Below are 15,266 nucleotides of genomic sequence, written 5' to 3'. Positions count from 1 at the left end.
TTCGTGATGGAAGAAACATTCAGAGACAGCCTGGCAACTGTTGACAGACAGGGAAAACGTAGCTGGATCTATAGTCAGAAACCGAAAGGTAAACTTTATAACGCGAGGAGCATTCTAAGCTTCCTTTATTTCCTTGCGTTTTTTGCCGGCCCATTCATTCAATTGAATGGCCGGCCTTTGTTTTTGTTCAATGTTGTAGAAGGACGTTTCATCCTGTTCGGCGCTATCTTCTGGCCACAGGACTTCTTCATTTTCGGCCTGGCGATGCTGGCGTTCATTGTTTTCATTGTAATATTTACGATGGCCTTCGGCAGATTGTTCTGTGGCTGGGCATGCCCTCAGACCATCTTCATGGAAATGCTGTTCCGCAGAGTAGAATACTGGATAGAAGGAGATGCGGCAGCGCAGAAAGTATTGAACAGTGACTCATGGAATACTGAAAAGATCCTGAAGAAGACAGGCAAACATGTGCTCTTCTATGTGCTGTCTTTCCTGATTGCTAATACCTTCCTTGCCTACGTTATCGGATTAGACAGCTTACTGGAAATAATAACCGGTCCTGTTGCAGCACATACAGGAGGCCTCGCATCCATGGTAATTTTTGCAGGCGTGTTTTACGGTGTGTTTGCATTCTTCAGAGAACAGGTATGTACAGTTGTATGTCCTTACGGCCGCCTTCAGGGTGTATTACTGGACAGAGATTCCGTAGTAGTAGCATACGACTATACAAGAGGAGAACCCCGCGGGCATTTCAAAAAGCAGGCAGACAATAACCTGGGAGATTGCATTGATTGCCATCAATGCGTGAAGGTTTGTCCGACAGGTATAGACATCCGCAATGGTACACAGCTGGAATGTGTAAACTGTACTGCCTGTATAGACGCCTGCAATTTCATGATGGAAAAAACAGGACGCCCGCTTCATCTCATCCGCTATGCATCAGAAAATGGTATAGCGAATAAACAACCTTTACGTTTCACCACGCGGTTCAGATCGTACAGTGCAATCCTTGTGATACTACTTACAGCTATTACCTGGATGCTGATAAGCAGAGAGCCTGTAAGCGGCACCATCATCCGCACTGCGGGCATGTTGTACCACGAAAGGGGTGCTGACAGTATTTCCAATCTTTACCAGATCAAACTGGTTAACAAAACGGCCAGTGACATCCGGCTCAATATGCGTTTGGAAGATACACCGGGCAGAGTAGAATTACTGGGACATCAGCAGATAGACGTAAAAGGCGAGCAGCAGGGAGAAGGCATCTTCTTCGTCGTATTGCCCCGCACCGCTATTAAAAAACGTAAAACCGCTTTGCATATCACACTGTACGCGGGCGATAAAAAGACCGGCACGATCGGTACCACCTTTCTCGGTCCTGCTCAGTAGCTGCACATACATCATTAAATATTTCAAATCATGAACTGGGGTCATAAAATTATTATCGTATTTGTTCTTTTCGCAGCGGGTATCCTTACGCTGGTAACCAAAAGTATGCGCACACGCATAGACATGGTTACGTCCGATTATTATGCGGAAGAGCTGAAATATCAACAGGTGATCGACGGGAGAAGGGAAGCACTATCCTTATCAACACCTGTCAGCATCAACCAGTCAGACAATGCCGTAGGCATTCTTTTCCCGGCCGAAATGCAGGGTATCCCATTAAAAGGCAATGTGTTGTTCTACCGTGCCGCTGACTCACGACAGGACATTTCCCTGCCGCTTCAACCAGATGAAAGCGGATTGATACTGGTGAACAAGAAAAGATTCCGGAAGGGAAGTTACCGGGTAAAGTTGCAGTGGGAAGCCAAAGGCAAGTCGTACTACCAGGAAAGCTTTGTAACGGTTAACTGAACAGGCTATGTTACTTACATTCCTCTACGCACTCTCGCTGGGTTTTATTGGCAGCTTTCACTGTATCGGCATGTGTGGGCCTATTGCACTTACATTACCTGTGCAACACCTGGAAGGTGTACGCAAGCAGGCAGGCATCCTGCTATATAATGCAGGAAGGGTTACAGCCTATGCAAGTTTAGGAGTCATCTCCGGATGGCTGGGCAGGCAATTTTACCTGGGTGGGTTGCAGCAATGGCTGTCAATTATACTTGGAAGCGGTATGTTACTGCTTATTGTATTACAATACGGATTCCAACGTGCCCGCATCTCTCTCAACATCCGTTTTTATACACGCCCTATTAAGGTAATGCTGGGTCACCTGTTACGCAGGCAGCAACAACATACCTTGTATGCTATCGGCTTCCTTAATGGCTTATTGCCCTGCGGGCTTGTATGGTTTGCCATAACAGGAGCCGTAGCTACCGGCAGTTCCTTTCAGGGAGCGCTCTTTATGGCGGCATTTGGAACGGGCACGCTGCCAGCCATGATCGCGCTTACCTGGTGCAACGATCTTATCAGTTTAAGCCTGCGTAACCGATTACGTCGCTGTATACCTTTTGTTGTAACGATCATGGCTGTTCTGCTGATCATACGCGGGTTGAATCTCAATATCCCTTATGTCAGCCCTGTACTGACAGTACCCGGAGAAAAAATTATTGAACACTGTGTTAAACCATCCTGATATGCAACTCATCAGAAAATACAATACCGCGGCCCCCCGTTACACAAGTTATCCTACCGTTCCTTACTGGGACGAGGCGACTTTTGACATCGATATTTGGAAGCAGACTATACTGAGATCTTTCCGCGCTACAAACCATACTGAAGGCATTAGCCTTTATATCCATCTGCCATATTGTGAACAGCTATGTACCTATTGTGGGTGCAACAAACACATCACTGTTAATCATGGCGTGGAGGCGCCTTATATACAATCTATCCTCAACGAGTGGGCATTGTACCTGCAGCTGTTTGAAGAACGTCCCCGCATTCGTGAGATCCATCTGGGAGGAGGTACGCCTACCTTTTTCAGTCCGGAGAATCTTCATGCCTTGCTTTCCCGCATCTATCTGCATGCCGACCTGTTGCCTGATGCAACGCTCAGCTTTGAAGGACATCCTAACAATACCACTACGGCACATATGCAAACGCTTTATAACCTGGGTTTCCGTCGTATGAGCCTCGGCATTCAGGACTTCGATCCGAAGGTGCAGGACATCATTAACCGGATACAACCCTATGAAACAGTTGCCAGCGTAACAGCGGCTGCAAGGGCGATAGGTTATACCTCCGTCAACTATGACCTTGTGTACGGCCTGCCGCTGCAAACAATGACGAGTGTGGAAGATACGATCAGGAAGGTAATGCAGTTACGGCCGGACAGGATCTCCTTTTACAGCTATGCGCATGTACCCTGGGTGAAGGGTGTTGGACAACGGCGTTATTCAGAAACTGATCTTCCGAAAGATGAAGAGAAGAGAGCTCTCTATGAACTGGGTAAAACACTGTTCGCAGAAAGCGGATACACAGAGATCGGTATGGACCACTTTGCATTGCGGCACGACAGCTTGTACCATGCCTGCGATGAGGGCTCATTACACCGGAACTTTATGGGATACACAGATCATCATACCACATTGATGATCGGGCTGGGCGCTTCTTCTATAGGCGACAGCTGGTATGCATATACACAGAATGAAAAACGGATCGCCGTATGGCAACAACTTGTAAACAGCGGACAGTTCCCTGTAGTGCGTGGTCATATTCTGGATGAGGAAGATCTTCTGTTACGTCGTCATATTCATGCGCTGATGTGTAGCTTTAAGACTTCCTGGAGCAAGGCAGATAGAGAGGGACCGGTTATACAGGAAGGGCTTGAAAGGCTCCAGGAGCTTGAGAATGATGGATTGGTGCTTATTACAGAAGAGGGAGTATCAGTGACTGAGAAAGGCAGACCTTTTATCCGTAATATCTGTATGGCTTTTGATGCCCGCTTATGGAGAAAGCTACCACAATCTCAACTGTTCAGTGCTGCTATCTGATGATTTTCCAACTTATTCACTTCATTCTTATCACTTTATAGCCTGCTTAATTTCAATTGCCGAAAGGCTGCATGCATTTTCCAAAAAATGGAATTTATAAACATCTGGTGAGGAGGTGGAAGAAAAAGGGTATCCGTTCTTATCTGAAGAGATAAAAAGAATGATGATGAATCAGCTGAAACACTTGCAGGGAAGGGGTTTTGAAGGGCATTAAAAAAGTCTGACCGTGTTTACAATCAGACTTTCTTGTTATGTGAATGGGTTAGTAAGTACAGGGAACAAAAATTCCCTACACAATATTAAAAAGAATTTCATCACAAAAGAAAAAAAATGCAAACTTTTTTATTCACACCACTAAAAAAAGTGTGGATAACAACAGTTACAAAGAAGCGTTAAAACTTTATTTCTCTCGCTCATGAAACATAACCGTTGAATAATCGTATTGTATTCTCTACTACCTTTGCCTCACTAAACAACAGAAAACATGAAGTTTAATGAACCGATCGCAGTAACGGAAATAGCGGCATTCATAGGCGCAGAGCTGGAAGGCGACGATACGCTGATGGCCACGGGTATCAATGAGATCCATAAGGTTGAACCGGGCGATATCTCATTTGTGGATTTCGCAAAGTACTATGATGCCTGCCTGAGATCAGCAGCTACGATTATCATCATCAATAAAAAAGTGGCTTGTCCTCCGGGTAAAGTGTTACTGGTTTTAGACGATCCGTTCAGTGCTTATGTAAAACTGGTGAAACGCTTCAGACCATTTGAACCATCCACCAGTCCCATCAGCGATTCTGCTGTAATAGGCGAGGGTACTATCATTCAGCCAAACGTATTCATTGGTAATCATGTTACTATTGGTACAAATTGTATCATTCATCCCAACGTAACTATTTACGACAATTCCATTATCGGGAATAACGTGATCATCCATGCAGGCACTGTTATCGGCGCAGACGCCTTTTACTTTAAGAAACGGGCCGACAGGGAAGTGATGTACGATAAAATGGAAAGCTGCGGAAGAGTGATCATTGAAGACGATGTTGAAATAGGCGCTGGCTGTACTATCGATAAAGGCGTAAGTGGCGATACCATCATCGGCCGTGGTACAAAGTTCGATAACATGATCCACATAGGGCATGGTACCGTAATTGGCCGCAACTGTTTGTTTGCAGGTCAGGTAGGTGTAGGCGGAAAAGCTCATATAGAAGATAACGTAATCCTTTGGGGACAGGTAGGTGTTTCCAAAGACCTTACTATCGGTAAAGGCGCTATTGTACTGGCACAAAGCGGCGTACCCTCTTCCCTGGAAGGAGGCAAGGTATACTTTGGTTCTCCTGTAGAAGATGCGAAAGTGAAGATGAAGGAGATCAACTGGATCAAACGTATCCCTGAGATGTGGCAAAAGCTGTATGGCAACTGATATTCTATTCCAAAGGCTTCATGTTTTGCATGGAGCCTTTTTGTTTAATCCGTTATCTATGTTCCGCAAACTTCTTCCCCTTATATTCCTGATCATTTACACCAACTTTGTTTCTGCCCAGAACGGGTTATATGTGCCCGCACAGGAATGGCCTGTTAAGATCAGCGATGGTTGGTTCACTGCAAAGACGATCTCCTTTGGACCATTCAGCACCTCGTCCAGGAAGAACGGGATTGCCGATGCAGCTGCCGTATCCTTCATCAAAGACCCTTCGAATCCCTTCAATATCCGGGTCAGCGGCAAGGACGAGAACGTACTGATACAAGTTATACAGGCAGCCCATATTGCCTTCTCCGGCCATTCCCTGCCCTCATTTCTGGACAATATGCCGGCTACTGCACTCTTCTCTTACATACTGATCAACGGAACGAAAAATGAGCCTTTAAAACGATGGGAGATGATCCTGAAAGATGTGACCTACCTGGAACTCAATGAGAATAAACCGGCAGGGGTCCTCCGCTCGGAAGACGATGAGGTACGTATTACAGCACATAACCGGTTCGGGGCTAAAAACTCTTATGAGAATCTCTGTTACGAATTTCACATCCGCAGGCAGGTAGTTGCGGCTGTCGTTACCGGGGCGCAGCCCCGTGTATGGGTGAGCGCGGAGATGGAAGGAAAGTCACTCCAGCCAGTTTTGGCTGCCGCTATAGGCGCGCTCCTGGTAAGATGATACTTATGACTGCCGGCGCTTCTCTTCCAGGAACTCCCGGCACATATCGGCAATAGCTGTTTGTAAAGGTCTGAAGGAAAATCCCGGCAATACTTCCAGGATCTTTTTATTGCTATAGTAGACTTTCGTTTGTGCCGTGCGGGCGGTTTCTTTGGTCAGCAATGCTTTTTTTCCGGATAGCTTGCTTTTTACGGCCTCTATTCTCCACACTATTTCCGCCATCCAGGGCTTCACTGCAATATGAGGCGGCTTCTTTCCCAACTGTTTCGCCATTTCATTAAACAGGTCGTGGTACTTCCAGTTATCAGTGGTCAGCACAAAACGTTCTCCTGTTATATCACTCTCCATCAATCTGAACATGGCTTCTGCCACATCCCGTACGTCGGTGAAACCATTGACGCCTTCTGTATAATACGGGAACTCTTTCCAGGCATTTTTTATCAGCATACCGGAACTGTCTTCCCAATATCCTGCGCCTATTATGATGCTGGGGTTGACAATAGCTACATCCAGCCCTTCTGCTTTTCCACGCCACACTTCCATTTCAGCAAGGTATTTACTTACTCCGTACTTGGAATTGCCCTTGCCTTCTCTCCATTCAGCCGATTCGTCAAGGATGCCGTCTGTCTTCGCCCTGCCTAATGCAGCGGTGGAACTTACATGCACCAGCTTTTTGACACCGGCATCTATGCACATGTTGACAACGTTAGCCGTTCCTTCCACATTCACTTTCATCAGCTGCTGATGATCTCCCGGACGGAAAGATACCACACCTGCACAGTGATAGACCTTCTCTACTCCCTGCATGGCATCTTCCAGGGCGCAAACGTCCAGTACATCACCCTGTACCCATTCTATTTTCTGCTTAATATCTGCTACCTGTTGAGGAATTTCCTTGCGGTACAATGCACGTACCGGCTGCCCGGCATTCACCAGTTTCCGTAATAAATGACTGCCTAAAAATCCTGTTCCACCCGTAACTAAAATCATGAAATAAATCCCGTTTGCATCAAAGATAATTATAAAATCCCTTCCCGCTTTTCTTACCAAGCGCACCCTCTTCCACCTTCGCTATCTGCAATGGGCTGGGCGCAAAACGGGGAGCGCCATTGTATGCTTCATAGAGGGAACGTGTCACTGCCAGGTTCACATCATTACCTATCAGGTCCATCAGGGCAAAAGGTCCCATACGGAAGCCTGCACTTTCCAGCAGCCTGTCTATACTTTTGTACGTTGCAACCCCTTCTGACGCTACCTGCATCGCTTCCAGGTAGTAGTGCCGTGCTACTCTGTTCACGATAAATCCGGGCGTATCCTGCACCATTACGGGCGTTTTTCCCAGCCGTTGAGACAGGGTATATAACAACGCTGCAACTTCCGGCGCTGTCTCTTTTCCTTTAACGATCTCCACCAGTTTCATAACCGGCGCCGGATTAAAAAAGTGCATCCCTGCTACTCTTTCCGGATGATCTACTCCGGCCGCTATACCGCTCACCGGCAGGGAAGAGGTATTGGATGCAAGTATGGCGTCTGATGTGTTAATGGCTGCCAGCTGATTGAACAGAGTGGTTTTTATTTCCAGCTTTTCAACGATCGCTTCAATAACCAGGTCGGCCTTGCAATCTTCTACACGGGGCGTAAATATGATCCGCTCAAGAATGGCATCTTTCTCTTCCGGGGTCATTTTACCTTTCTTCACTGCGTTCTCCAGCTGCTGTGCTATCTGCTGCTGCGCCTTTTCAAGCATGGCGGCCTGCACGTCAAACAATATGGTACGGTAACTGCCTGTTGCCGCTACTTGTGCAATACCGGCGCCCATAGTACCGGCGCCGCATACAGCGATGGTTTTGATCTGGTCTGCTGTGATCATAAAGGGAATTTATGGGGGTAAAAAAACAAAGGAGAAAACGGCGGATATACAAGCGCACGTTTTCTCCTTTGCAACAATCTTATTTCAATCGTCAAAGTGCTCCTTCAAACTGTTCCAGGAACCGGGTATCGTTCTCGGAGAACAGTCGCAGGTCTTTGATCTGGTAGTTCAACATGGTAATACGTTCTATACCCATCCCAAAGGCGAAACCGGTATATTTTTCAGGATCAATGCCACAGTTCTCCAGCACTTTCGGATGTACCATACCACACCCCAGGATCTCTACCCAGCCGGTATGTTTACATACGTTACATCCTGAACCGCCACAGATCTGGCAGGATATGTCCATTTCTGCACTTGGTTCGGTGAACGGGAAGTAAGAGGGGCGGAAACGGATACGGGTATTATCTCCGAACAGCTCTTTCACGAAGTGATACAAGGTCTGTTTCAGGTCGGCAAATGACACGTTCTCGTCAATGTACAGCCCTTCCACCTGGTGGAAGAAACAGTGCGCCCTGGCGGAGATCGTTTCATTACGGTATACACGTCCCGGACAGATGATACGGATAGGCAGTTTGCCTGTTTCCATAGCTCTTACCTGTACGGAAGAAGTATGGGTACGCAATAACCAGTCAGGATGTTTACTGATGTAGAAAGTATCCTGCATATCGCGTGCAGGGTGATTTTCCGGCAGGTTCAGTGCGGTAAAGTTATGCCAGTCGTCTTCAATCTCAGGTCCTTCTGCAATAGCAAAACCGAGACGCTCAAATATGCTGATGATCTTATTTCTGACTACGCTTATAGGGTGGCGGGTTCCCAGGCGGTGTGGTTCCGCCGGCAATGTCAGGTCTGTATCGGTTGTATCGGCAACAGCGCCGTCTTTCAGGTGCTCAAACTGAGCATACCTTTCTTCCGCCAGCTGCTTAAAGCCGTTCAGTACCTGTCCGAACTCTTTTTTACGCTCGTTTGGCACTTGCTTCATTTCGCCAAACATCGCTTTTACAATTCCCTTTGTTCCGAGGAATTTAATACGGTATTGTTCCAGATCCGCAACCGTGGCTGGTTCGAAAGCCAGTATTTCCTGTTTGTAGGCAGCTATTTGCTGTTCTATCTGCTCCATAGGGGGCAAAGATAATTAAAAGATCAGTTTATACCCTACACCCCTAATATTCACGATCTGTACCCGTGGATCGTCCTTCAGGTACCTTCTCAGTTTGGTGATAAACACATCCATACTGCGGGCGTTGAAGAAGCTGTCATCTCCCCACAGGTCAAGCAGCACCGTCTTTCTTTCCATCACCTGGTTCAGGTTTTCCGACAAGCGCCTTAAGATCTCCGCCTCGCGGTGAGAAAGGAACTCGGTGTTATTATTCCGGGTCAGTGTTTGTTTGGTATAGTTGAACATATACTGGCCTATCGGTATTACATCGGCAGCAGCACCGGAAACACTGGCAGCTTCCGCTTCCTTAAACCGCTGTAACAAAGCCTTTATACGCACGATCAGTTCATCCATGCTGAAAGGCTTTTTCAGGTAGTCGTTACCACCCAGCTCAAAACCTTTTACCACATCGTTAGTCTGCGATTTTGCCGTCAGGAAGATGATAGGCGTTGTCTTATCCTGCCGCCTGATCTCTGTCGTAACCGTAAATCCGTCCATGTGTGGCATCATGATATCCAGCACCACTACGTCCGGTTTATGTTCCTGGAATAAGCGCAGCCCTTCCTTGCCATCGGCGGCATACAGCATTTCAAAGCCTCTCATTTCCAGGCTATCCTTCACAATTTGTCCCAACTGCCATTCATCCTCTATCAGTAATACTTTCGACATAGTTATGTGTGTTAAACTGGTATTTGCATGATAAATTCACTTCCTTTTTCCGGCTCGCTATGCACATTGATCGTACCTCCGTGAAGTGCCACGATCTTCTTTACATAACTAAGTCCCAGTCCGAATCCTTTTACATTGTGCAGGTTACCTGTAGGCACCCTGAAAAAAGTATCGAAGATGCTTTCCTGGTATATTTTCGGGATGCCGATCCCATTATCTTTTACACGGATGATCAGCTTTCCGTTCTCCAGCATGCTTTTGATATGTACGGACGGGTTATCGCCGGAATACTTGATCGCATTGTCAACCAGGTTGCTGATAGCATTGGAAAGGTGTGACTTGTCCACTTCCACGGTCTGTTCACCCAGCAGGTTATCATAGCGGAACTGCACCGGGCGGCCCGTTTTCAGCTGATGATTGGTGATGATACTATCCATCACTTCACTCATGTCTGTTTCTTCCCTGAACAGTTCTATTTCCTCTCTTTCTTCGGCAGCGATATGCAGGACTTTTTCCACCAGGTCGGACAATCTTTGCAGCTCCTGTTTGGAAATATCCAGGTAGGTCTGTGTTTTCCGCTGATCGTTCAACGCATTGAAGTTCTGCATAGCTTCCACCGCTGCGTATACCGTAGCAATAGGCGTCTTCAGCTCATGCGTCATGTTGTTGATAAAGTCGTTCTTCACTTCCGACAAACGCTTCTGTTTCAGGATAGTGCGCAGCATATACATAAAACAGATCGTGGTAAGTACCAGCAGTAACAATGAACCAGCCAGTGTCCATACCATTTTGGCCAAAATGTATTGTAAAGGCGATTCGAACTTTGCCTGCACATAAAGATTACTTGCCGGGTTAAAAGGTATCTTGGACGTTTTTAATGGCGGCCTTTTCCGAAGACTATCCCTGATGCTTTCGCGGTTGTAGCCGGCGAAATTAATATGGAATGTATCCAGTTCGTACGGTGTCAGTATTTCACGGGAATGTAGCTCAGCCGTGTAAACAGAATCCAGTTTAACGAGCTTCACACTATCACTGGTCAGGTTATTGAGCAGTATCAGGTCTGAGATCTGTCTTGCCAGTGTATCTGCATACTCATCGCCGGAGCGCTGGTCCCTTCGGCGTTTAATGGTATCAAAAGGCAGGCTTGAGCGTGCGCTATCAGTACCTTTTGTAAAACGGTTGCCGGGAGATGCCATTTCACGGGATATCCTGGCAGAATCGCCATTATTACGGAAGTACCGGCGAACGTCCGCAAACTGCTTGTTGAACACAGCCGTTCTTAACGACTCGTTAATGTCCTTATTGAACTGGTCCAGTTGTATATGATAGGAGTTGTATAACCAGTAGCCCTGGAAGAGGTAGATGCCGAGTATACATACACACATTAGTATCAGAATGTTGCGGATCCGCTGACGCATAAATTCCCATTTTCGCTGTTAAGTGAGCTCCCGCAGGCGGGGGGTATGGTGCAAAGCTATTGGATACTTACATACCCGCTCTATGCCCTTAACAATAATTAACAGTAAATAAAGCTATTTAACCAACAAATGAAAACCGAATAATGACTTTTGTATCAGAAAAAAACTGAACACATGAAGAACTTATCAAAAACACTCCTCAGCGTCGCATTAGTTGCCTTCTCGGGTATGACAGCAATTGCGCAGGATAAAAATACCGGCGTGATCGATTATGAAGTAAATGCGAAGATGCCACAACGTGGTGGTGCAGAAGGAGATGGAGACGAACAGGTTGTTACCTTCAATCAACACTTCTACTTTGCTGCCGGAAAAGGCAAGCTGGAAACAGAACGTCCTGACTTCGGCGGTCGTGGTTTTGGCGGCGGACGTCCAGGCGGCAGACAAGGTGGCGACGGTAATGGCGGAGGCCGTGGTGGTCGTGGTTTTGGTGGTGGCCGTATGCGCGGCAACTTTGGCGGCGGGTATGTTGATCTTTCAGGCAGCAAATATCTGCAGATCTTCTCTAAACCGGACGACAGCACCAAAACATATTATGCCGAAGAGGCATACGCTCCCGCAAAAGATGCGAAACTGAGCGATAAAACTAAAAAGATCGCTGGTCTCAACTGTAAAAAAGCAACTGTTACCGTACGTAACGAAGAGTACACCGTATGGTATACACAGGACCTCCCGTTCAGCTACAGCCCCATCAATGGTCTCCTTCCTGATGGTAAAGGCGTAGTGCTCTCAGCAGAAGGCAGCAGACGTTCATTCACCGCTGTAAAAGTAGATTTCAAACCAGTTACCGCCAACATTTCATTACCGGCCAATGCAGAAAAAGTAACTGAAGATCAGTTGCGTGACATGCGCCGTGAAGCGATGCAGAAATTCCGTGAACGTCAAAACGGAAACCAATAACAGCTTAACTTGCATCGTTTCCTCTTTACCAATTCCCTTTTCATGAAAAGAATTACCCTTATTGCTTCAATAATGCTCCTGTTTGCGCTTTCCACACAAGCGCAACGGGGGCAGATCAAAGGATTACTGACTGACTCTTCTGCTACACATCCCTTAGGGGATGCAACCGTCGCCCTGCTGAATGGCAGGGACTCTTCCCTGGCGTCTACCGCCTTTACCGATAGCAAAGGGGCGTTCTCTTTCACCGGTGTTGCCCTGGGCGACTATAGGGTATACATTACCTTCCTGGGGTACAAACCGGTTTTCAAAAGTGTCACGATTTCCGCAGCCCAGCCGAATTTGGATATGGGAACCATACAACTCAAAGGCAAAGGCCTGATGTTGAATGAAGTGGAAATTATCCAGGAAGTACCACCCATTGTGGTAAAACAGGATACACTGGAATTCAACGCAGGTTCCTTCAAAACAAGAGAAAATTCAGTGGTGGAAGATCTGTTAAAGAAACTGCCAGGTGTAACGGTAGATAAGGATGGCGTGATCACAGCACAGGGGGAAACTGTGAAAAGGGTATTGGTAGACGGTAAACCGTTCTTTAGTGATGATCCTAAACTGGCCACCAAGAACCTGCCTGCAGATATCATTGACAAGATACAGCTGATAGACCGGAAATCTGATCAGGCACAGTTCACTGGCATTGACGATGGCAATACAGAAAAAGCGATCAACATCACGCTCAAAAAAGATAAGAAGAAAGGCTTCTTCGGCAGGGCTTCAGCCGGCTACGGCGATAATGACCGCTTTGCTGTAAACACAAGCCTGAACGCTTTCCGCGATAACAGACAGTTATCCTTCCTGGGAAGCGGCAACAATGTTAATAATCTTGGCTATACATCCAACGACGTCTTCAACTTCAGCAGTAATGGTGGAGGTGGTGGTGGTGGCCGCGCCGGCGGGGGCGGCCGCGGTGCGGCACAATCCACCATCAGCAGCCTGGGCGGAAACAACTCTACGGGCATTACCCGTAACTGGAACGCGGGCTTTAACTATAACCAGGACTTCGGTTCAAAGCTGAAAATAAATGGTAGTTACTTTATCAACGATACAAAGACGGAAACAAACAGGACCAGTTCTAAACAAACGTTCCTCACCGACACTACCTACTATTACGACCAGCAGTCTGGTTCCCTTACCAACAACAATAATCACCGGTTAAACATGCGCGTCGAATATCAGATCGACTCCATGCATTCATTGATTGTTACCCCATCTTTCAGCTACTCCGATGGTAGCACGAACTCACTCAACACCTATCAGTCAAAGGATGAGAATAAAGTGCAGACAATAGACGGGGTTTCTCAGAACAGCAGTCATGCTAAGTCGCCGAACTTCAATACGACAGCGTTGTTCAGAAAGAAATTCAACAAGAGAGGCCGTAGCTTAAGCGCTAATTTCAGCTTTGGCTATAATACAACAGACAGGCAGAATTTCTTCAAAACAACGGACACGCATCTGGCAGCAGATCAAACTGATTCAGCATTCACAGGTTATAACCGCATGACCCAGGCTAACAACAAAGGGCGGAATATGGGAGTGAGATTAACGTACACCGAGCCGCTCATGAAAGACCGCTTCCTGGAATTATCCTATGCGTGGAATAATAACTATAGCGACTCCAGGAACCTGACTTTTGATAGCACCGGCAGTGGTAAATACGATAAACCTAATGATAGTCTGAGTAACATATTTGAGAACACATTTACTACACAACAGGCAGGCATCAACATTCGTACACAGAAACTGAAGTATGACTATACCTTCGGATTGAACGTACAATTCAGCAGCCTCCTGAATGATAATATAAGCAGGAAGACACTCATTGACCAGCATACAGTCAATTTCTATCCTTCCGCTCAGTTTAACTACAATTTCCAGAGAGGAAAAAGACTGCGTTTCCGTTACAACGGAAGTACTTCACAGCCGACAGTTACACAGTTACAGCCGCTGCCGGATCTGACAAGCTCATTGTATGTACAGCAGGGTAACCCGGATCTGAAACCTTCGTTCTCACACAGCATCAACGCAGGTTACAATGTGTTTAACAACACCACTTTCCGCGGTTTCTTCACCAATGTGAATGCGAGTTTCACCAGTAACAAGATCGTGAATGCGAACCGTGTGGATACTTCCGGTAAACAATATACGAAACCGGTTAACTCCAATGGCGCTTATAACCTGAGTGCATTTGCAGTTAACACTATTCCTATCAAAAAGCTGAATACATCCGTAAGCCTGAATACTAATCTGAACTACAGCCGTGATGTAAGTTTTACAGGTACCAAGTTCGATTTCAATACACTTAGAAAGAGCTATACAAATAACTTCGGCATCACACAGGGCGTGAACTTCAACTATACTTTTAAAGAGCTGTTCGACTTCTCCGCAGGCGCCAGCGTAAACTATAGCGGCGCAAGGTATGCTATCCAGCCAAGCAATAACACCGACTATTTCAACTATGCGTTTTCATTCGATTATAACGTGAACCTGCCACTGGGCTTTATTATAGGAAGTGATATTAACTATACGCTGAATGCCGGCCGGGCAGAAGGTTACAACGTTGACGTAACGATGCTGAATGCATTCGTGTCCAAGAGTGTGTTTAAAGATAAAAGAGGGCTGATCAAATTCACCGGTTATGACCTGCTGCATCAGAATGTAAGCATAGGCCGTAACACAGGAGAGAACTACATTGAAGACGTGACGAACATGGTATTACAACGTTATTTCATGATCAGCTTCACTTACTTTATCAACAAATTTGCGGGCAGTGGTAACAACAACAACAGTGACCGCCGCAGGATGGGCAATCCGGGCATGCGGATGGGCAATCCTGGAATGATGCGAAGGGGTTAGATAGACAATACAAAAAACGAAAAGGTCTCACAATTGTGAGACCTTTTTTTATTCTATAAATGTAAAATGACTCCAACGTTGGTGATTCATTGAAAGGTTGAAAGGATAACAAAGGTGGCGGCGTACTTCCTCTTTCATACCTCCAACTTTGAAACCTTACAACCTTAGTATTTTTTTGCT

The 15,266-nt window shown here is 46.4% G+C and carries 13 protein-coding genes; 8 read left to right on the top strand and 5 right to left on the bottom strand.

Translation table 11 applies throughout. The features are described 5' to 3' along the window. Positions 1-6 precede the first annotated feature (6 nt). The 6 genes from ccoG (at position 7) to C7475_RS11345 (ending at position 6,103) form a co-directional block, all read left to right on the top strand. Positions 7-1,389 (top strand): cytochrome c oxidase accessory protein CcoG, encoded by a 1,383-nt coding sequence (gene ccoG, locus C7475_RS11370; RefSeq protein ID WP_110053472.1) that lies wholly within the window; start codon positions 7-9, stop codon positions 1,387-1,389. Between the two features lie 30 nt (positions 1,390-1,419). After that, the gene (locus C7475_RS11365; RefSeq protein ID WP_110053471.1) at positions 1,420-1,857 is read left to right on the top strand and encodes a FixH family protein; all 438 of its coding nucleotides are present in this window, start codon (positions 1,420-1,422) and stop codon (positions 1,855-1,857) included. Positions 1,858-1,864: 7 nt separating this feature from the next. Further along, on the top strand, positions 1,865-2,581 hold the full coding sequence (locus tag C7475_RS11360; RefSeq protein WP_110053470.1) for a sulfite exporter TauE/SafE family protein: 717 nt from the start codon (positions 1,865-1,867) through the stop codon (positions 2,579-2,581). Position 2,582: 1 nt separating this feature from the next. After that, positions 2,583-3,941 carry an oxygen-independent coproporphyrinogen III oxidase gene (hemN, locus tag C7475_RS11355; protein WP_110053469.1) on the top strand — a complete coding sequence of 453 codons (1,359 nt, stop codon included), beginning with the start codon at positions 2,583-2,585 and terminating at the stop codon, positions 3,939-3,941. A gap of 484 nt (positions 3,942-4,425) precedes the next feature. Beyond that, a complete protein-coding gene (locus tag C7475_RS11350; RefSeq protein ID WP_110053468.1) occupies positions 4,426-5,370 on the top strand; it encodes a UDP-3-O-(3-hydroxymyristoyl)glucosamine N-acyltransferase in 945 nt (314 codons plus the stop codon). A 58-nt stretch (positions 5,371-5,428) separates the two neighbouring features. Next, positions 5,429-6,103: a hypothetical protein gene (locus C7475_RS11345; protein ID WP_146217524.1), complete on the top strand. Its 675-nt coding sequence runs from the start codon at positions 5,429-5,431 to the stop codon at positions 6,101-6,103. Between the two features lie 3 nt (positions 6,104-6,106). On the opposite strand, the gene C7475_RS11340 is transcribed toward C7475_RS11345, so the two are convergent. The 5 genes from C7475_RS11340 to C7475_RS11320 all read right to left on the bottom strand — a co-directional run bounded on the left by C7475_RS11340 (position 6,107) and on the right by C7475_RS11320 (position 11,219). Beyond that, entirely contained in the window at positions 6,107-7,093 is a 987-nt protein-coding gene (locus tag C7475_RS11340; protein ID WP_110053466.1) for an NAD-dependent epimerase/dehydratase family protein, read from the bottom strand. A gap of 19 nt (positions 7,094-7,112) precedes the next feature. After that, positions 7,113-7,973 carry a 3-hydroxyacyl-CoA dehydrogenase NAD-binding domain-containing protein gene (locus C7475_RS11335; RefSeq protein WP_110053465.1) on the bottom strand — a complete coding sequence of 287 codons (861 nt, stop codon included), beginning with the start codon at positions 7,971-7,973 and terminating at the stop codon, positions 7,113-7,115. A gap of 91 nt (positions 7,974-8,064) precedes the next feature. Next, on the bottom strand, positions 8,065-9,093 hold the full coding sequence (gene pheS / locus C7475_RS11330; RefSeq protein ID WP_110053464.1) for a phenylalanine--tRNA ligase subunit alpha: 1,029 nt from the start codon (positions 9,091-9,093) through the stop codon (positions 8,065-8,067). A gap of 15 nt (positions 9,094-9,108) precedes the next feature. Next, complete coding sequence (locus C7475_RS11325; protein WP_110053463.1) at positions 9,109-9,801, bottom strand: response regulator transcription factor; 693 nt, start codon at positions 9,799-9,801, stop codon at positions 9,109-9,111. Positions 9,802-9,812: 11 nt separating this feature from the next. Next, positions 9,813-11,219, bottom strand: coding sequence for a sensor histidine kinase KdpD (locus tag C7475_RS11320; RefSeq protein ID WP_110053462.1), 1,407 nt, complete (start codon positions 11,217-11,219; stop codon positions 9,813-9,815). 174 nt (positions 11,220-11,393) lie between these two features. Between C7475_RS11320 and C7475_RS11315 the strand changes: the two genes are divergently transcribed. Together C7475_RS11315 and C7475_RS11310 are read left to right on the top strand one after the other, a co-directional pair. Next, positions 11,394-12,176, top strand: coding sequence for a GLPGLI family protein (locus C7475_RS11315; protein WP_110053461.1), 783 nt, complete (start codon positions 11,394-11,396; stop codon positions 12,174-12,176). 42 nt (positions 12,177-12,218) lie between these two features. After that, entirely contained in the window at positions 12,219-15,086 is a 2,868-nt protein-coding gene (locus C7475_RS11310) for a TonB-dependent receptor (RefSeq protein WP_110053460.1), read from the top strand. The last annotated feature ends 180 nt before the right edge of the window (positions 15,087-15,266 follow it).

Source organism: Chitinophaga sp. S165 (genome assembly GCF_003182155.1).
Classification (GTDB): domain Bacteria; phylum Bacteroidota; class Bacteroidia; order Chitinophagales; family Chitinophagaceae; genus Chitinophaga.
The sequence above is the reverse complement of the archived record's forward strand: the minus strand, read 5'-3'. Positions and strand labels throughout refer to the sequence as shown.